The following is a 19,050-nucleotide window of genomic DNA, read 5'->3' on the forward strand; positions in this document are numbered from 1 at the left end:
AGGTAGAAGTCTGTGAAACAGAACTCCCTGAATGGATGGTTCAAGAGCGGCGCTCCCGGCGTCTGGATCAGCGGTGGCGCGGTGTCCATCGCGGTCATCATGACCATTGGTCTGCTGGCTGTGATTGCGGTGCGTGGCTTGGGCCATTTCTGGCCGGCCGACCTGATCCAGGCCAACTACAACGTGCCGGGCCAGGCCAACCACATCGTCATCGGCGAAGTGGTACAGAAAGAAGAAGTGCCGCGTGAGCGCCTGAAAAGCGCCGGCCTGCCGGTGCCGGACGAAGGCCCTGAGTTCATGACCCGCGAGCTGATCAAGGTCGGCAACCGCGACCTTAACGGCAACGACTTCACCTGGATTGTCGGCGAGTGGTTGAAGGATCAGACCAAGCCGACCAACCTGATGGCCATCGAGCGTCGCGAATGGGGCAATTTCTACGGCACCCTGGTCAACGTCAAGCAGGACGGCAAGGTCATTGCTGAAGGCGAAGCCGCGTGGCCGGAGCTGCAAGCCCGGGTCGCGCGCGTCAATCAGCTCGCCGCCCAGCTCAAGACCCTGGAAAAATCCGATATCGGCGCGATCAACGCCGGCCTCGAACGCATCCGCCTGCACGGCCGCAAACTGGAACTGGAGGGCAAGCTCGACGCCGCCGCCCAGGCCGATATGGATGCCGACCGCGCCGAACTGAATGCCCGCTATCAGGACATCGAGGCGCGCCTGGCTGACCTGCACGCCCAGTTCAACCGCGACGCCCTGACCGCCCGCGACGGCAACGGCAAGGAAGTGGAGATCGGCATCGGCAAGGTAGTGCACGCCTACCAGCCTAACGCCATGGGCACCCTGACCAAGATCGGCTTCTACTTCAGCAAAGTCTGGGAATTCCTCAGCGATGACCCACGGGAAGCCAACACCGAAGGCGGGATTTTCCCGGCCATCTTCGGCACGGTGATGATGACCCTGATCATGGCGATGATCGTGACCCCGTTTGGTGTGCTGGCGGCGGTGTACCTGCGTGAATACGCCAAGCAGAACACCCTGACGCGGATTATCCGTATCGCCGTGAACAACCTGGCTGGCGTACCGGCCATCGTCTACGGCGTATTCGGCCTGGGCTTCTTCGTCTATGTATTGGGTGGCTCGGTTGACCGCCTGTTCTTCGCCGAGGCCCTGCCGGCTCCGACCTTCGGTACCCCGGGCTTGCTGTGGGCCTCGCTGACCCTGGCGCTGCTGGCGGTGCCGGTGGTGATCGTGGCCACCGAAGAAGGCCTGGCGCGGATTCCTCGCACCGTGCGCGAAGGCTCCCTGGCGTTGGGCGCGACCAAGGCGGAAACGCTGTGGAAGATCGTGCTGCCGATGGCCAGCCCGGCGATGATGACCGGCATGATCCTCGCCGTAGCCCGCGCCGCCGGTGAAGTGGCGCCGCTGATGCTGGTGGGTGTGGTGAAACTGGCGCCGTCGCTGCCATTGGACGGTAACTATCCGTACTTGCACCTGGACCAGAAGATCATGCACCTGGGCTTCCATATCTATGACGTCGGCTTCCAGAGCCCCAACGTCGAAGCTGCACGGCCGCTGGTGTACGCCACCGCGTTGCTGCTGGTGCTGGTGATCGCCACGCTCAACCTGTCGGCGGTGTGGATCCGTAACCACCTGCGCGAAAAATACAAGGCGCTGGACAGCTAACACCATTCAATGTGGGAGGGGGCTTGCCCCCGATTGCGGTGTGCCAGCCAGCACACATGTTCCTGATGCACTGCTATCGGGGGCAAGCCCCCTCCCACACAACAAATTGGTAGCACAGGGAGCATCCCATGCAACACGAAAACCATTCCCACGGCATCAATATGTCTGCCCTGGGTCGCGACAAGCAGAGCCTGAGCCTGGCCCAGGAAACCGTGGCCATCGAAGTGCCGGGCCTGAGCCTCTACTACGGCGACAAGCAGGCACTGTTCGACGTCAGCATGAACATCCCCAAGCAGCGCGTGACCGCCTTTATCGGCCCGTCCGGCTGCGGCAAGTCCACGCTGCTGCGCACCTTCAACCGTATGAACGACCTGGTCGACGGTTGCCGTGTGGAAGGCGCGATCAACCTTTACGGCACCAACATCTATCGCAAGGGCGAAGACGTGGCCGAGCTGCGCCGCCGCGTGGGCATGGTGTTCCAGAAGCCCAACCCGTTCCCCAAGACCATCTACGAAAACGTGGTCTACGGCCTGCGCATCCAGGGCATCAACAAGAAGCGCATCCTCGACGAAGCGGTTGAATGGGCCCTCAAGGGTGCGGCCCTGTGGGATGAGGTCAAGGACCGCCTGCACGAGTCGGCTCTCGGCCTGTCCGGTGGCCAGCAGCAACGCCTGGTGATCGCTCGTACCATCGCCGTGGAGCCGGAAGTGCTGCTGCTCGACGAACCGTGTTCGGCCCTCGACCCAATCTCGACCCTGAAAGTCGAAGAGCTGATCTATGAACTCAAGTCCAAGTTCACCATCGTTATCGTGACCCACAACATGCAACAGGCGGCGCGGGTGTCCGACTACACCGCGTTCATGTACATGGGCAAGCTGGTGGAATTCGGCGATACCGATACCCTGTTCACCAATCCGGCGAAAAAGCAGACCGAAGACTACATCACCGGTCGCTACGGCTAGGACGCTGTGGTTCTGATTGCACTGACGCTGCGGTTCTCCGCACCTTACCGGACGCTCCAAGGACGCCAACATGATTAGCAAAGAAGGCCTTACCCATCACATCTCCGCGCAGTTCAACGCCGAGCTCGAGGAGGTGCGCAGCCACCTCCTGGCGATGGGTGGGCTGGTGGAGAAGCAAGTCAACGATGCGGTCACCGCGCTGATCGAGGCCGACTCGGGCCTGGCCCAGCAGGTGCGCGAGATCGATGACCAGATCAACCAGATGGAACGCAATATCGACGAGGAGTGCCTGCGCATTCTTGCCCGTCGCCAGCCGGCGGCTTCCGACCTGCGTTTGATCATCAGCATCTCCAAGTCGGTGATCGACCTGGAGCGTATCGGCGACGAAGCCACCAAGATCGCCCGCCGCGCCATCCAGCTGTGCGAAGAAGGTGAAGCGCCCCGCGGCTACGTGGAAGTGCGCCACATCGGCGACCAGGTGCGCAACATGGTGCGTGATGCCCTCGACGCCTTCGCCCGTTTTGACGCCGAACTGGCGTTGTCGGTGGCCCAGTACGACAAGATCATCGACCGCGAATACAAGACCGCGTTGCGCGAACTGGCCACCTACATGATGGAAGACCCGCGCTCGATCTCACGGGTGTTGAACATTATCTGGGTGCTGCGTTCCCTGGAGCGTATCGGCGACCATGCGCGCAATATCTCGGAATTGGTGATTTATCTGGTGCGCGGCACCGACGTACGGCACATGGGCCTCAAGCGCATGAAAGCCGAAGTTGAAGGCACTGCTGATCTAATCCCTAATGTTCCGGGTGAAACTGACGATAAGTAAGTTGCCCGAGAAATTAACGCCCGGCCTTTGGCCGGGCGTTTTTGTTTGTGGCACCGAATTTTTTGCGCGGGCTGAATTTGAACGCGATAGTGAAAAAAGCCCCGCTGTGACTGGCGAGTTTTGGCAAAATGCCATCAGTCAGGCGTTTTGCGTGCCGAAGTTTTTATAGGATAAAGGGTCGATGAGCAAAGTCAGTGTGTTGGTGGTGGATGACGCCTCGTTCATTCGCGACCTGGTGAAGAAGTGCCTGCGCAATTACTTCCCCGGGATCAAGATCGAAGATGCGGTGAACGGCAAAAAGGCGCAATCCATCCTGATGCGCGAAACCTTCGACCTGGTGCTGTGTGACTGGGAAATGCCGGAGATGTCCGGTCTTGAGCTATTGACCTGGTGCCGTGGGCAAGCCCATCTGAAAGCCATGCCGTTCGTGATGGTGACCAGCCGTGGCGACAAGGAAAACGTGGTGCAGGCGATCCAGGCCGGCGTTTCCGGTTATGTGAGCAAGCCGTTCACCAACGAACAGTTGCTGAACAAGGTCAAGCAGGCCCTGCACAAGATCGGCCGCCTCGATGCACTGATCGCCAGTGCGCCGACCAAGATGAATTCGGCCTTTGGTAACGATTCCCTGAGTGCCCTGACCGGCGGCAAGCCCGAAGCGGTCAAGTCGGCTCCCGTCGCGGCGGCCCCCAACAAAGGCCTGCTCAACAACCCACCGGTACAAGCGCCAGCGGCAGCGTCGCCGGCTGGCGGTCGCGGCCAGGGGCAGTTGCGCCTTTCAAGTGGCACCCAGCAATGCGTGATCAAGGCCCTGAGCATCAAGGAAGCGTTGCTGGTGGTGCGGCGTGGTGAAGTCCTGCCCCAGGTCCTGGAAAGCGCCGTGCTCGACCTTGAGCAGGGTGAGAACGCCGAAGTCGCACGCCTCAATGGCTACCTGCACGCCATCGTCGCTTTCGAACCCAGGCCGGACAGTGATTGGCTGCAACTGACCTTCCGCTTTATCGACCAGGACGCGCAGAAGCTGGACTACATCTCGCGCCTGATCGCGCGCGGTACGGCGCAGAAGCATTTTGTGCCGGGTGCGTAATCCTCACAGCGGCACCTGACACAAAATGTGGGAGGGGGCTTGCTCCCGATAGCGATGGGTCAGACACCAGATGCAGTGACTGATACTCCGCCATCGGGGGCAAGCCCCCTCCCACATTGAGTCCGCGCACCTGCTGTCAGTCCAGCAGCAACACCTTGGCCAACACGATCTTCGGCCCTTTCATCTTCTTGATGATGATCCGCAGGCCTTCAACTTCCAGCACTTCCTCCTCTTCCGGTACGCGCTTGAGCGTGTCGTAGATCAGCCCGGCGAGGGTTTCTGCTTCGATATGGTCCAGGTCGACGCCCAACAGGCGTTCTACCTTGAACAACGGCGTGTCGCCACGCACCAGCAGTTTGCCAGGCTGGTAGGCGAGGATGCCCCGCTCGGCCTTGCGGTGTTCGTCCTGGATATCGCCCACCAGCACTTCCAGCACGTCTTCCATGGTCAGGTAGCCGATGATCTTGCCGTCGGCTTCCTCCACCAGGGCGAAGTGCGCGCCGCCTTTGCGGAACTGCTCCAGCAGCTGCGACAACGGCATATGCCGCGAGACGCGCTCAAGCGGGCGGGTCAGCTCGGCCAGGTTGAACGATTCGGGAATATGGTCCAGGGCGGCCAGTTCCAGCAGCAGATCCTTGATGTGCAACAAGCCCACGAACTCATTGCGCACTGCGTCGTACACCGGGTAACGGCTGAACTTGTGGCGACGAAACAGCGCGAGGATTTCCTTGAGCGGGGCGTTGAAGTCCAGGGTTACCAGGTCTTCCCGGGAGTTGGCCCAGTCGACCACTTCCAGCTCGCCCATTTCCACCGCCGAGGCCAGTACGCGCATACCTTGGTCGCTCGGGTCCTGGCCACGGCTGGAGTGCAGGATAAGCTTGAGTTCTTCGCGGCTGTAATGGTGCTCGTGGTGCGGGCCAGGCTCGCCTTGGCCGGCGACGCGCAGGATGGCGTTGGCGCTGGCGTTGAGCAGGTAGATGGCCGGGTACATTGCCCAGTAGAACAGGTACAGCGGTACCGCCGTCCACAGCGACAGCAGTTCGGGCTTGCGAATCGCCCAGGACTTGGGCGCCAGCTCACCGACCACAATGTGTAGGTAGGAAATCACGAAGAAGGCGGCAAAGAACGACACGCCCTTGATCACTTCCGGCGACTGCACGCCGATGGCGCCGAGCATAGGCTCGAGGATGTGCGCAAAGGCCGGCTCACCGACCCAGCCCAGGCCCAGGGAAGCCAGGGTGATACCCAGCTGGCAGGCCGACAGGTAGGCGTCGAGCTGGCTGTGTACGGTGCGCAGGATCTGCCCGCGCCAGCCGTTCTTGTGGGCAATGGCCTCGACCCGGGTGGCGCGCAGCTTGACCATGGCAAATTCCGCCGCAACGAAGAAACCGTTGAGCAGTACCAAGACCAGTGCAAAAAGAATCATGCCGAAATCGGCGAAGAGTGTCGCGAGGGTGATACCAGGGGAAGGGTCCATGATGGGGTTTTGCAGGTTCCGTGTGTTCAATAAGGGATGGCAGGTGGGCCTGAAAGACAGGCGCAAGTCGGCCAATGTAGCGGCTGGCGGGGCGCTTGCCTAGTGCCTGCTGCCAGGTGGGGCCTGGAAGCTGTTCTCCAAAAGCATACAAATCCAATGTGGGAGGGGGCTTGCCCCCGATAGCAGTATGTCAGTGAGCACATCTGATACTGATACACCGCCATCGGGGGCAAGCCCCCTCCCACATTTAGATTTGTGCTGTATTTGAGTTATTCATCATTGTCGATCACTGGCTAACGCGTTATCTGCGTCGCCGGAAAATGGCAGGTAAACGTACTGCCGTGCCCCAGCACGCTGCTGATTTCCAAGCGTGCCCGATGGCGCAACAGCACATGCTTGACGATCGCCAGGCCGAGCCCGGTGCCGCCAGTGTTGGAGTTGCGGCTGGAGTCGACGCGGTAGAAACGTTCGGTCAGGCGCGGCAGGTGCTTGGCGTCGATGCCGATGCCGGAGTCCTGCACACTCAGGTGTGCACCCTGTTCGTCGGCCCACCAGCGGATACGGATATTGCCCTGGTCCTGGGTGTACTTCACCGCGTTGAACACCAGGTTGGAGAACGCACTGCGCAACTCGCCTTCGCTGCCCTTGAGCAACACCCGTGGGTCGGCTTCCAGGGTTATCTGTTGGCCGCGCTCGCCGGAGAGGGCCTGGGCATCGTTCTTGATGGTCTGCAGCAAGCTGTGTACGGCCACCGGCTGGTTATCCGAGGGGTAATCGGTGGCCTCAAGCTTGGCCAGCAACAGCAGGTCGTTGAGCAGGGTCTGCATGCGCGAGCCCTGCTGCTGCATCTGCTGCAGGGCGCGGCTCCAGCGCGGGTTGATCTCGTCGACATTGTCCAGCAGCGTCTCCAGGTAGCCGCAGATCACCGTCAAGGGCGTGCGCAACTCGTGGGAGACGTTGGCGACGAAGTCCTTGCGCATCTGTTCCAGCTGGTGGATGCGGGTGACGTCGCGCACCAGCATCAGGTGCTCGTTGTTGCCGTAACGCGTCAGGTACAGCTGGATGCGTACGCGGTCATTGGTGGGCGAGGGGATTTCCAGGGCTTCTTCGTAGTTGTCCTGCTCAAAGTATTCCTTGAAGCGCGGGTGGCGTACCAGGTTGGTCACCGGCTGGCCGCTGTCCTGGGGCGTCTTGAGGCCCAGCAGGGTCTCGGCGGCGCGGTTCCACCATTCGAGGTTGCCGTCGCTGTCGAGCATGATCACCGCGTCCTTGAGTGCGGCGGTGGACTCCTGCACCCGGTCGATCACCGCTTGCAGGCGCCCGCGTACCCGTTGGTCGCGGCGCTGCAGGTGGTAGATGCTGTCAAACACTTCGCCCCACAGGCCATAGCCATCGGGCGGTGCTTCGTCGGGTTTGTGCTGGCGCAGCCATTCATGCAGGCGCAGCAATTGTTTGAGGGTCCAGCCCAGGTACAACGCGATGCCGGCGGCCAGGCTCCAGCCGTAATAGCCACTGATCAGCCCGACCAGCAGGCAGGCAGTGATCAACAGAAGCATGTGGCGGATCAGGGTGCCGTGCCAGTTCTGGTTCACTTAAACATGCGTCCTTGTCAGCTGTTAAGGGAGGAAAAAGACTGGCTCAGCCTTTGGTAGAGAACCGATAGCCGGTGCCGCGCACGGTTTGTACCAGATTCTCGTAGGCATCGCCCAAGGCTTTGCGCAGGCGACGGATATGCACGTCAACGGTGCGCTCCTCCACATAGACGTTGCCGCCCCACACCTGGTCCAGCAATTGGCCACGGGTGTAGGCGCGCTCCTGATGGGTCATGAAGAATTGCAGCAGGCGGTATTCGGTTGGGCCCATCTCGGCGGGCTTGCCGTCGATGGTCACGCGGTGGCTGATCGGGTCGAGCAGCAGGCCACCGACTTCGATTGGCGCCTCGCCATCGGTCGGGCCGGCGCGGCGCAACACGGCTTTCAGGCGTGCGACCAGTTCCCGTGGGGAAAACGGCTTGGTGATGTAGTCATCGGCCCCGACTTCCAGGCCCTGGATCTTGTTGTCCTCTTCGCCCTTGGCGGTGAGCATGATGATCGGGATATCCCCGGTCAGCTCGTCACGCTTGAGGCGGCGGGCCAGCTCGATGCCCGAAGTGCCGGGCAACATCCAGTCGAGCAGGATCAGATCGGGCTTGCGGTCGACGATAATGGCATGGGCCTGCTGGGAGTTCTCCGCCTCCAGGCAGTCGTAGCCGGCCATTTCCAACGCAACGGCGATCATCTCGCGGATGGGCGCTTCGTCGTCAACGATCAGAATGCTCCTGCCAACCATGCTCAATCCTCTTGTCATTTAACTGTCTTGCGCCGCATTAGATAACGGAATTATTGCAGTCGTGTGACAGTAATTTAGTCGCCTGGGCAATTTACGGCACTCTGGACTACCCTTTGGGTCCGAATCCTGACAACCACAAAAGGAAGGTTCCGATGACTTACAGCACTGTTTCCTGGAAAGCCCTGCTGGTTACGGCAGTGTTGGCCCTGCCGGGCCTGGCGTTTGCGGCGGAGCCGGCGATGACGAAAGACGGGATGCTGGTGGATCACAAGGGCATGACGCTCTACACCTTCGACAAGGATGCCGACGGCAAGTCAGTGTGCAAAGACCAATGCGCGACCAATTGGCCGCCGTTGAAGGCCGAGTCCACTGACACTGCGACGGGCGACTGGAAGGTCATCACCCGTGACGACCAGACCAGCCAATGGGCTTACAAAGGCAAGCCGGTCTATACCTACAAGGACGACAAGAAGGCCGGTGACAAGACTGGTGATGGCAAAGGTGGCACCTGGCACATCATCAAGCCTTGAGTCTGCGGCGCTGCTGAATCCATCGGGGGCAGGCCCCTCCCACACTTGAGTGTATTCACAAATCAAAATGTGGGAGGGGGCTTGCCCCCGATGGCGTCAGTCCTGCACTACCGAACCGCGTAATCCACCACAATCCCGACAAAAATCGCCAACCCCGCCCAATGGTTGTGCAAAAACGCCTTGAAGCACTTCATACGGTCCCGATCACGGGTGTACCAGAACTCCCAGGCAAAACAGCCCGCCGCCCCCAGCAGGCCGAGGTGGAACCAGCCGCCCAGGTCGAACCGCGCGCCGGCCAGCAACAGACACACCAGCGACAGCCCTTGCAGGGTAATAATGATCACGCGATCAGCATCGCCAAACAGAATGGCGGTGGATTTCACCCCGATTTTCAAGTCGTCGTCGCGGTCGGTCATTGCGTAATAAGTGTCGTAGCCCACCGTCCACAATAGGTTGGCGATATACAGCAACCACGCCGTAGCGGGCAGATGGCCGGTCTCGGCAGTGAACGCCATCGGCATGCCCCAGGAAAACGCCGCGCCCAGCACCACTTGCGGGTAATAGGTGTAGCGCTTCATGAACGGGTAGCTGGCTGCCAATGCCAGGCCGCCCAGGGACAGCAGGATAGTCGTGGCGTTGGTCAGCAGCACCAGTAGGAAACTGATGCCCATCAGCACGGCAAAAAACACCAATGCTTCTTTCGAACTGATCTTGCCGCTTACCAGTGGGCGTTGCTCGGTGCGCTTCACATGGCCGTCAACCTTGCGGTCGGCCCAATCATTGATCACACAGCCGCCGGCGCGGGTCAGTACGACACCGAGTACAAAAATCACAATATTAAGCAGGGATGGCGAGCCTTTGCCGGCGATCCACAGTGCCCATAGTGTCGGCCACAGCAGCAGGTAGATGCCGATGGGCTTGTCCATGCGCGTCAACTGAATGAAATCCCAGGCCCTTGGGTTCAGGCGATTTAAGGACTTGAGCAGACGTTGATACATCAGCAATTCTCCGGATGATCATGCAGCGCGTGCCAGAAACCCGGCAGGAAGACTTCCGCCACCAGCACGCTCAACGACCCACGGTCGAAGCGCGAACGGCGCGCCCATAAACCGTCGGTCTGGTCCTCTGTTGGCAGCCATGGGCGAGGGTAGCGACACACCTCAATGGCCTGGCGGGTAAACGCGTGGTCGCAGAACAGCAACTCGCCCAGCGAACGGCTGCCCAGCTCGTCCATGTGCAGGCCATCGCCCTGCAAGGCACTGCGGGCCGCCACGCTGCGGGCGAACACCCACGGCTGGCCATGCCCACGCAGATACACCTCGCGCACCCAGCCGACACTGGCCTGGGCAAGGCCCAGGGCTGCACATTCATCCTCGCGCAACGGCTGCCAGCCTTCGAACAATGGCGTCACGCTGAAACCGTCGTTGGACAGCCACGTCAACCGTCGCGTCAGCGAGCCCTCATCAAACAGCCAATTAAGGGTCAAGGGCGTGGGCAAGGGGCTCAGAAGGCTCTGGGTCAGCCATTGGCAAGCATCGGGAAGGGCGATTGAGTGCGGCACAGTGAGTCAGTATTGGCAGCAAAAGAGGCGGCGAGCTTACCATGGCACCCTGATCTTTTGCCGCGCCCAACCCGCCGTTTGCGCCGATCGTGCTTGCATCTGCCGGCTCCGATCAGTACAAAACGCCCTGAGCCGCGCGGCAATGCTGGATTCATCGACCGCCGGCCAAGATGCCTGGACCTGAGGAAGTAAGTAATGAAGAAGTGGCAATGTGTAGTCTGCGGCCTGATCTATGACGAAAAGGACGGTTGGCCGGATGATGGGATCGCACCGGGCACCCTCTGGCAGGACGTTCCGGAAGACTGGCTATGCCCTGACTGCGGTGTGGGCAAAATGGATTTCGAAATGATCGAAATCGGCTGATTTTTAGTTTACGAAACGTACTACAAGGAGAAAGGAATGAACGCACCTGTCGTGATCATCGGCACAGGATTGGCCGGTTACAACGTAGCCCGGGAATTTCGCAAGCTCGACAGCGAGACCCCATTGCTGCTGATCACCGCGGATGACGGGCGCTCTTACTCCAAGCCCATGCTCTCCACCGGTTTTGGCAAAAACAAGGAAGCCGACGGCCTGAGCATGGCTGAACCCGGCGCCATGGCCGAGCAGCTCAAGGCCCAAGTGCGCACCCACACACGTGTCAGCGGCATCGACCCGGGCCACAAACGCCTGTGGATCGGCGAGGAAGCGGTGGCCTACCGCGACCTGATCCTGGCCTGGGGTGCAGAAACCGTACGCGTACCGGTCGAAGGCGACGCGGCTGAACTGATTTTCCCGATCAATGATCTCGAAGACTACGCGCGCTTTCGCGCCGCCGCTGCGGGTAAACGTCGCGTGCTGCTGCTCGGCGCCGGCCTGATCGGCTGCGAATTCGCCAACGACCTGATCGTTGGTGGTTATGAAATCGACCTGGTCGCGCCATGCGAGCAAGTCATGCCGACCCTGCTGCACCCGGCGGCAGCCGCAGCAGTGCAGGCTGGATTGGAGGGCATTGGTGCGCGTTTCCACCTGGGCCCGGTGCTCAATCGCCTGCAACGCACCGCTGACGGCCTTGAAGCGCACCTGTCGGACGGTGAAGTGATCCAGTGCGACCTGGTGGTCTCCGCCATCGGCCTGCGCCCTCGCGTAGACCTGGCTGCGGCCGCCGGCCTGCAAATCAATCGCGGGATCATGGTGGACCGCCACCTCAAGACCTCCCATGCCAATATCTACGCCCTGGGCGACTGCGCCGAGGTCGATGGCCTGAACCTGCTGTACGTGATGCCGCTCATGAGCTGCGCCCGCGCCCTGGCGCAAACCCTGGCCGGTAATGCCACGGCCGTGAGCTACGGGCCGATGCCGATCACGGTGAAAACCCCTATCTGCCCGCTGGTAGTATCACCCGCCCCACGGGGCACCGAAGGCGTATGGAGCGTCGAAGGGCAGGGCGGCGATATCAAGGCCCTGTGCCGCGACGCCAGCGGGCGCCTGCTGGGTTACGCGCTGACCGGCAGTGCTGTCATGGAAAAACTGGCCCTGAACAAAGAACTTCCACCGTTGCTGGCGTAAATACCGGTCGTTCTGTCGGAATCAGCACGTTCTAACCCCGAGAAAGGCCGCTGCGAGACTGGCGCGGCGCCCGAGGGCATGCCATCCTCACTCCCGTCTGCCGCAGAGTAGAGCCTGCGGCGCCTTGGGCGCTGCTCCACCAGAGAGCAGCACGGACATAACAACAAAAAACCGTCAAAGAGGCTTCATATGCGTAAACCAGATCTCGCAGCCGCCATCGCTGAAAAAGCAGACCTCACTAAAGAGCAGGCCAACCGCGTGCTCAACGCCGTTCTCGAAGAAATCACCGGCGCCCTGCACCGCAAGGACAGCGTCACCCTGGTGGGCTTCGGCACTTTCCTGCAACGCCACCGTGGCGCCCGCACCGGCAAAAACCCGCAAACCGGTGAGCCAGTGAAAATCAAGGCGAGCAACACCGTAGCGTTCAAGCCGGGCAAGTCGCTCAAAGACAGCGTCAACCCGTAAGTAAGCGAGGCCGCCTCGAAGGGAGGTGGGCGGTAAAAGAATGGGCATCCCGATTGAGTCGGGTGCCCATTTTTGTTGGGTGCGAAAAAGAGTGCCGGCGGAATAAAAGTAGTTGCCTATTGCATTGTTGTGAGCAGTCAATGTAGAGGCTGAATCAAGTCGAAAGTTGGTTGGGTTATGTAAATTGTTCATTCGATTTGGAACCATATCTAAGCAATTGTCACCTATAGCGCGAGACAGCAGGGAACGCTCTCTAAACTCATTTTTAGAGGTGTATGTATGAAAGTTGATCAGCCTATTAATCCCTATTCCAATCTGTTACCCCAGGAAAAAAAGACGGAAGCAGGTGCTTCAGCAGCTCCTGGAAATATTGGAGCAGCCGCAGGCAGTTCGAGCCCCGCATCAGAAGCGGCTAAGGAGAAGGTATTCAGATACCCCGCAGCCACGCCTGAGGAGATCAATGCTAAAGCCAGACGTGAAGATGATGCCGCTGTAAGTAGGATCGAGCCGGGAGAGGCCGGGCAACTGCAAGGCACAAGTCGTCTTCGTCGCGCTGCCGGTTCCTTTAAGCCTAAGACGGCTAAGCAATCTAGTACATTTAAGCAAACTAGTAAATCTAAGCAAACAACTCAATCTAAGCAAACAACTCAATCTAAGCAAACGACTCAATCTAAGCAAACGACTCAATCTAAGCAAACGACTCAATCTAAGCAAACGACTCAGTCTAAGCAAACAACTCAGTCTAAGCAATCTAGTGCATCTGACACGTCGAGCACAGCTAAGTCGACTAGCGCACCTGCACCTAAGCCAAAGGTTGCGCCGAACAGTCCGAGCAGTAACGTGAGTGCCGCGCAAAGTATTGCCAACCAGCCACAGAGTTTACCGGCAGCGCCTCCGTCAGTAGCCGCTAGTATACGCAATGCTTTTATAACCGCCGGGGCAAACAACGTGGTCGCCAGCCCCTTCACTGTGGGAAATCAATTCGCGTCCAGTTACTTCCAGAGCAAACTTGAAGCACAATCTGAAATGCCTGGAGCGCCAGTAGTGAATGCAGATGGCACGATCGGAACCGTGGATCCTAACGCGACGGAGGCGCAAAAAATGGATGCTCGGCTTAAAGGCGCTGAAATAAAAAACGAGGCAACGTCCAACCTGTTTATTTTTCTGGCTTTAGGGAGCGACGCGAAAGGGGTGCAGCCGAGCGATGATGCGCCTACTGATACAGAAGGGCGCTTGAGCAATCTTGAGAAGACGCTGGATGAAATCGAAAAGCAAATGCCAGAGCTCGCCGAGCGGTTCGACATTCTCTACAAGCCGTATGTAACTCCTGAGTCATCAGAAGCGCCGACTGAGCAGTCTCGTATGGACAATATTGAAAAGCGCCAAGCTTATATAGATGAAAAAGTCGACTTGCTGAAAACTATCCAGGAACAAAAGGCAAAGAAAAAAGCAGGCGTTTAAGTAAAGGGACGAATAGGCGGGGAGGTTATTCGATATTGGCAGTTGCTTAGGCCGCCGTTATTTATTGAATAAACCTCTCATCCATCTCGTTGAAAAAGCCTTATTTTTTGTCCACTGTATGTTCGGACAGACAGGGACGGATTAATTTAATTTATCTTATGGGTCTTCATTTAAATAAGCTGCCTAATGAATAGGTCTGGGTCACACAAGCATAATAGGGTGAAATTCCAAAAAAGAATGGTCGAAGTCAAGGCTCAGCAATTTATTTTTATACGCTTCGCAAATGACGATGTTGAAAGCTCCGCCCCAGCCCTCTAAGCGAAAAACCTCTGTGTTTTTTGGGATTTTGTCTATGCTTAATGTTGGGTTGAAAAAGAAACGACCTCTTGGGTTTTGCCACTCTTTGACCACGTGTGATTCGGGCCAAGCCTCGTATTCAGACAGCGCCCAATCGACGCAATCGACATGTTTGTAAGCGTGAAGAAGACGATAACGCACGTTTTGTGTTTTGTGGCTGATGGGCACAAATTGCACATGCTCCGTCAGCAAGTTATCCAATCCTTGGAGAGCTTCGTCAAATACAAAAAAGTCAGCCCCGATGGTGTTGACCGGGGCTGTGTTCCCATCTACGAGAATCTCATAGTGCAGAGGTTCGAAGGCACAAGGCATTCTACTATTAGATAGCTCAACATCGTCTACTTCCTCTCCTTTATAAACGAGCCCTCCCAGATTTACATAACCTTCCCACTTTTTACTGGTGACGTTTGGATTAAGTTTGAAGTAATTCATAAGTCTACTTTCCTCAAAATCTTATTAAGCGTGGAGGTAGGGTCCAGTGCCTCCTTCCTAAGCTCTGCGAGCTCGGCCTTGAATTGATCCGGCCCTTTTCGGCTTGCATTTTGCAGTCGTTTATAAATCTCTGCATGCATTCCCTCTGGGTGCGGACCTTTATGCCCGGGCACGTCCACTTTGTTTAACGGGTCATTGAGTACGTCCCTGCGGGATTTTCCGTTTTTAAATTTACCCAACCCATTTTTCTCAAAAAGAACACGGTATTTCGGTGTCCATTTTGCATGTTTATTCGTAGCGATATGGTGTGTCGGGGCGCAGGCGGAGAGCCCCCAAGGATCAAGCCAACCTATCGGGTTTGCTGCGTACTGGTAGAGGTTGAAGCCCCCGGCTAGCCCGATAGGGTCCGTCGTTGTGAAGCGTCCCACATCGGGGTCATAAAATCTAAATATGTTGTAATGCAGTCCAATCTCTCGATCCAGGTATTGCCCCTGGAATCTCAGATTCTGTTGCTCAAGATAATAAGGCTCACTTATTTCCTCGACGGTATTGCCCCATACGCGATATTTGGCTTGCCAGACGATATGACCGTCGGCTTCGGTAAGCTGCTCTGGGAGGCCAATGATATCGTTATGGTAGTAACGGATACTTTGTAGTACGCCGAAGCCGTCGATTCGGGCCAGCGGCTCATAATCGCCTTCTTCGTAGACGTACACGCTTGATTGATTGTTTCGTTGCTCTTGCAGGAGCTGCAGGCCGTCCCATGTAAAAGAGCTGCGTCCCAGCGGATAGTCATTGGCACCATGCTCGCTCTTTTCAATGCGTCGCCCCAGCGGGTCGTAGGTCATCCTGACTACACTGCCGTTTTCATTTCGCACTTCTACCAGTCGGCTTTCTGCATCATACGCAAACCGCTGTAAGCCACGCGCAGCGCTACGTTTTTCAATCATCCGGCCAAGAGTGTCGTACTTGTAACGTTTGTCCTGATGAGTCAGCAGCCGGTTATACCGTACCAGCCCGCTCTGTTGCGGCGCATCCAGCAGGTTTGCCGCTGCATCGTATGCGTATGTTTCGCTCCGTCCTATCGAATGGCTGACTAGGATACGCCCGGTACTGTCATAGCCCAGTAGCTCTTGACGGTCGTATTGTCGGCTTATCCGACGTCGCCCGATCAGGTTGTCACTGGGATCGTAGGTGTAGTCCGTCTCGACTAACGGGGGCAGTTGCCACGGCTGGTCAATACTGCGGCGTTGGCGTGAGCGAACTCTACCGCTTCGGTCATATGCGGTACTCGTCTTGAATTGGCCCTGGGTACGCTGCACTTCGCGATGCACGCGATCACGCTCGAAGTCGCTGATGACTTTTCCATCGATGTTCAACTGATGCAGGTGGCCGCTACCGTAGTACAGCCTGTTCAACCATCGACCGTCGGGCAAGCCGGTTTGGATCAGATTTCCCAGTTCGTCGTAACGATGCTGCACAGACCCTGCCGCGCTTTGCTCTTCAAGCAACTGACCCAACGCGTCATAGCTAAAGGCGAGGGCCTGCTGGCGACCGTCCAGAGCGGTGAAACTGACACCCACCAGATGATCGTTCAGATCATGTTCATAAACGGTGGTACCGTCTGAAGTAACTTTGCTGATCAGGCGTCCTAGAGGATCCCGCTGAAACTGGTGGGACAGTGGAGCAACTGGCTCGCCTTCGATTCCCGGCAGGTAGTCTACGGCGATAACGTCGTCCAACTGATCGTAGGTGTAGCAGCGCCGGCTTTGGTCTAGGTCTTGCTGCTGCACCAGACGATCTGCTGCATCCCACTCGAAGCGATAGCTTTCACCATTTTCATTCGTCAGTCTGCGCAGTCGCCCATAGGCGTCGTGATCGAACATGATCGTCCGGTTGTGTGCATCCCAGCGTTGTTTGACCAGGCCGCGTACGTCATAGGCATAGCGCGTGGTGCTGCCGGCCGGGTCGATATAGGCCGTCAAATAGCCGCTGGTGCTACGTTGAAGTTGTTCCACGCGGCCATCCGGAAGCCTGCATTCCAAAAGCAGTCCCTGCGGGCTATACCGATAGCGCACCGATTCACCCTCGGCATTGGTCTGCACCACCAAATTGCCGAAGGCGTCGTACTGATAGCGAGTGGGATAACCCGAGCAGTCCACTTCTTCGACCAGTTGGCTCCATTCGTTCCAATGCAATGTTCTGGCTTTTTCCGTCGCATCGAAGATGCGCACCGGCTGGCCGAAACCGTCGTAGACATAGCGCGTACGGTTGCCAAGAGGGTCGACTTCCTCGATGCAGTTGCCACGCTGATCGTAGCGGTAATGCCAACTGTGGCCCGCAGTGTCGGTTTCTACCTCGGGCAATGCCCAGTGTGCCAGCCATCGCGTAGCACTGGTCCTGCCCAGCGGGTCGATCACCGCGCTCAAGTTACCTGACTCGTCGTAGTTGAAGCTCCACTGGCCGCCTTGCGGGTCAATTGCGGCCAGCAGTTGGCGGTCGTCGCTCCACTCGAACTGCCAGATATGGCCTAGGTTGTTCACGTAGCGAGTGATTTGGAACTGTGGGTTCCAATGCCGGGTGCTGACGCGCATCAGGCCATCGGTCACGCGGGTAATGCCGGCATCGAGATCGTATTCGAAGGTGTATTCGTCTCCAGCGTCTGTCCAGTGCCGACTCACGCGCCATTCCGGGCCGCCTGGCCCCTCCACTTCAGCCCATTGGTAGAAACAGCGCAGGCCACTCGGCAATTGGTGTTCGATCAAGCGCCGACTGGCGTCGTAAGCGAAGCGTCGTTGGGTTGTACTTTGTGCGTCCAAGACCTCGGCAAGATCGCCGTTGCTGTCATAGCGATAACTGACGAGCACGTCGCTGCGCGCATCGAAATGGTCCTGGCGCAGGTAACGTCGTTCGATATGGCTCACGCGCCCAGGATGCTCTACGGAGTAGATCAGGTCGACGTGCATCAAGTCATGGGTGTCGCGTAACCGGCACAATCGGCCCTGAGCGTTGTAGTCGAGGAAGATCCGCCCTTCGTTACGATCACCCAGAAGGTGCAAGCGCATCCGCGTGCTGTTCAACGGGTCGGTTTCGAAGAGCCGGTACAAGCCTTCCGTACTCTCGATCAGTACCGCCCCCTCTGCGCTGCGCCTGACGGCCAAGCCCTCGCCAGGGCTGAAAGCGCCGCCAGACAACGGGATATAGCCAATTTCCAGGCGGCGCCCTTGCTCATCGATATAGGTCAGGTTTTCATCGGCATCAATCTCTACGGCTACCTCATAGCCGACACTCCAACCCGCACCGAAAAGGCTGCCCTGGCGTGTGTCGAGGCTACTGTAAAAACGCTGCCATACGATGTTGAGCAGGCCTGGCAGGATGAAATCCAGCTCCTCTTCCCCGCCCAGTACCTTGGCCCCCGTTGCGCTGTGCACCGGATTGGGCGAACCATTCATGGCGCTCTTGAGTGCCGAGGTGACCTTGGCGGTCCCGTAAGAGATCGCGCCGCCCACCAACGCACCTCCGATCATGCACGGCAGCTTGGTCCAGAAACATTTCAGATTGCCCCGCAACGCCATCACCACGGCAATCGCCAGCCCCACCCCCGGCGTTTTCCCGCTACGAATCTCCTGTACCACAATGGTCTCGCCGCCAATGCGCACATCCGGCGAAATCAAGCCCTGGGCGGTGCCAATCTTGGCGTCACAGGTACTGCGATCACCGCTGCGTGCCGCAGGCTGCCCGTTGATGAACACCGAGCTGGAACCTTCGGCAATAAACTGCAGGGGCATGGGCGGGTGCTTGTTGCACGCCACGGTGTCCAGCGGGCACGGCTCGGTACCGGGGGCGGGCGAGGCGACGGTCGGGCGCCACATCTGCGAGAAAAACTCCCCGGCCATATCCAGAAAGCTTGGCGCTGGCGGCTCGCTGGGCGCGACCGGCACGGCGGTCATTTTGCCGGCTGCACGGGCAGCTTTTTTGCCATTGATGAACACGTTGTGCGAGCCGCTGGTGATGAACGCATCGATCACCGGCGGGAACACCCAGTTGGCGGCGGACTCGCACCAACTGGATATCTTCAAGTCCGCACCCGTGAGGCCTGCGGTAATGCCGACGACAGCGCCGACCACCAACACCAATGCCACACCGCCTGTGGCAATGGTCGCACCGGTCGCGAGGAAAACCGCTCCGGCAACGGCCAGGCAGCCCACAGTAGTGATCGCCGCATAGGCGGCCACTTCCAGCACACCGCCGAGAATATCGGCCATCACCGAGGTGTGCAGCAGTGCGTCGCCTTCGCGGGCAGCCCAAAGATCGTCACTCATCGCTCAGG

General features: G+C 58.5%; 16 protein-coding genes. 9 read left to right on the forward strand and 7 right to left on the reverse strand.

The window, feature by feature from the left end; genetic code table 11:
• Positions 1-12 precede the first annotated feature (12 nt).
• The 4 genes from pstA (at position 13) to NMB39_RS00460 (ending at position 4,561) form a co-directional block, all read left to right on the forward strand.
• Positions 13-1,683, forward strand: coding sequence for a phosphate ABC transporter permease PstA (pstA, locus tag NMB39_RS00445; RefSeq protein ID WP_043048129.1), 1,671 nt, complete (start codon positions 13-15; stop codon positions 1,681-1,683).
• 128 nt (positions 1,684-1,811) lie between these two features.
• Entirely contained in the window at positions 1,812-2,645 is an 834-nt protein-coding gene (pstB, locus tag NMB39_RS00450) for a phosphate ABC transporter ATP-binding protein PstB (RefSeq protein ID WP_034116465.1), read from the forward strand.
• A 70-nt stretch (positions 2,646-2,715) separates the two neighbouring features.
• The gene (gene phoU / locus NMB39_RS00455) at positions 2,716-3,477 is read left to right on the forward strand and encodes a phosphate signaling complex protein PhoU (RefSeq protein ID WP_046070132.1); all 762 of its coding nucleotides are present in this window, start codon (positions 2,716-2,718) and stop codon (positions 3,475-3,477) included.
• 181 nt (positions 3,478-3,658) lie between these two features.
• Positions 3,659-4,561, forward strand: coding sequence for a response regulator (locus tag NMB39_RS00460; protein ID WP_057023299.1), 903 nt, complete (start codon positions 3,659-3,661; stop codon positions 4,559-4,561).
• A 136-nt stretch (positions 4,562-4,697) separates the two neighbouring features.
• On the opposite strand, the gene NMB39_RS00465 is transcribed toward NMB39_RS00460, so the two are convergent.
• The 3 genes from NMB39_RS00465 to phoB all read right to left on the reverse strand — a co-directional run bounded on the left by NMB39_RS00465 (position 4,698) and on the right by phoB (position 8,366).
• On the reverse strand, positions 4,698-6,038 hold the full coding sequence (locus tag NMB39_RS00465) for a hemolysin family protein (RefSeq protein WP_057011466.1): 1,341 nt from the start codon (positions 6,036-6,038) through the stop codon (positions 4,698-4,700).
• A 293-nt stretch (positions 6,039-6,331) separates the two neighbouring features.
• Positions 6,332-7,594: a phosphate regulon sensor histidine kinase PhoR gene (phoR, locus tag NMB39_RS00470; protein ID WP_494340613.1), complete on the reverse strand. Its 1,263-nt coding sequence runs from the start codon at positions 7,592-7,594 to the stop codon at positions 6,332-6,334.
• Between the two features lie 82 nt (positions 7,595-7,676).
• Positions 7,677-8,366, reverse strand: coding sequence for a phosphate regulon transcriptional regulator PhoB (gene phoB, locus NMB39_RS00475; RefSeq protein WP_003176964.1), 690 nt, complete (start codon positions 8,364-8,366; stop codon positions 7,677-7,679).
• Positions 8,367-8,518: 152 nt separating this feature from the next.
• Here phoB and NMB39_RS00480 point away from each other — a divergent pair, with 152 nt between their 5' ends.
• Positions 8,519-8,896 carry a COG4315 family predicted lipoprotein gene (locus tag NMB39_RS00480; RefSeq protein WP_494339722.1) on the forward strand — a complete coding sequence of 126 codons (378 nt, stop codon included), beginning with the start codon at positions 8,519-8,521 and terminating at the stop codon, positions 8,894-8,896.
• A gap of 107 nt (positions 8,897-9,003) precedes the next feature.
• Here the strand turns inward: NMB39_RS00480 and ubiA are convergent, their stop codons facing one another.
• Together ubiA and NMB39_RS00490 are read right to left on the reverse strand one after the other, a co-directional pair.
• Positions 9,004-9,894, reverse strand: coding sequence for a 4-hydroxybenzoate octaprenyltransferase (gene ubiA, locus NMB39_RS00485; protein ID WP_306956704.1), 891 nt, complete (start codon positions 9,892-9,894; stop codon positions 9,004-9,006).
• The gene (locus NMB39_RS00490; protein ID WP_057023303.1) at positions 9,894-10,457 is read right to left on the reverse strand and encodes a chorismate--pyruvate lyase family protein; all 564 of its coding nucleotides are present in this window, start codon (positions 10,455-10,457) and stop codon (positions 9,894-9,896) included. The genes ubiA and NMB39_RS00490 overlap by 1 nt, the downstream gene beginning before the upstream one ends.
• A 195-nt stretch (positions 10,458-10,652) precedes the next feature.
• On the opposite strand from NMB39_RS00490, the gene NMB39_RS00495 reads away from it, so the two are divergent.
• The 4 genes from NMB39_RS00495 to NMB39_RS00510 all read left to right on the forward strand — a co-directional run bounded on the left by NMB39_RS00495 (position 10,653) and on the right by NMB39_RS00510 (position 13,931).
• Entirely contained in the window at positions 10,653-10,820 is a 168-nt protein-coding gene (locus tag NMB39_RS00495) for a rubredoxin (protein WP_003213373.1), read from the forward strand.
• Between the two features lie 36 nt (positions 10,821-10,856).
• Positions 10,857-12,005, forward strand: coding sequence for an NAD(P)/FAD-dependent oxidoreductase (locus NMB39_RS00500; RefSeq protein WP_057023304.1), 1,149 nt, complete (start codon positions 10,857-10,859; stop codon positions 12,003-12,005).
• Positions 12,006-12,194: 189 nt separating this feature from the next.
• On the forward strand, positions 12,195-12,470 hold the full coding sequence (locus tag NMB39_RS00505; protein WP_003195589.1) for an HU family DNA-binding protein: 276 nt from the start codon (positions 12,195-12,197) through the stop codon (positions 12,468-12,470).
• Between the two features lie 279 nt (positions 12,471-12,749).
• Positions 12,750-13,931: a type III secretion effector protein gene (locus NMB39_RS00510; RefSeq protein WP_494339721.1), complete on the forward strand. Its 1,182-nt coding sequence runs from the start codon at positions 12,750-12,752 to the stop codon at positions 13,929-13,931.
• Between the two features lie 201 nt (positions 13,932-14,132).
• On the opposite strand, the gene NMB39_RS00515 is transcribed toward NMB39_RS00510, so the two are convergent.
• Both NMB39_RS00515 and NMB39_RS00520 read right to left on the reverse strand, forming a co-directional pair.
• Positions 14,133-14,720, reverse strand: a complete 588-nt coding sequence (locus NMB39_RS00515; protein WP_172833434.1) for a hypothetical protein — start codon at positions 14,718-14,720, stop codon at positions 14,133-14,135.
• Positions 14,717-19,042: an RHS repeat-associated core domain-containing protein gene (locus tag NMB39_RS00520; RefSeq protein WP_494339720.1), complete on the reverse strand. Its 4,326-nt coding sequence runs from the start codon at positions 19,040-19,042 to the stop codon at positions 14,717-14,719. Before NMB39_RS00520 ends, NMB39_RS00515 begins: the two co-directional genes overlap by 4 nt.
• Between the last annotated feature and the right edge of the window lie 8 nt (positions 19,043-19,050).

It is taken from the genome of Pseudomonas sp. FBCC-B545, assembly GCF_059134095.1.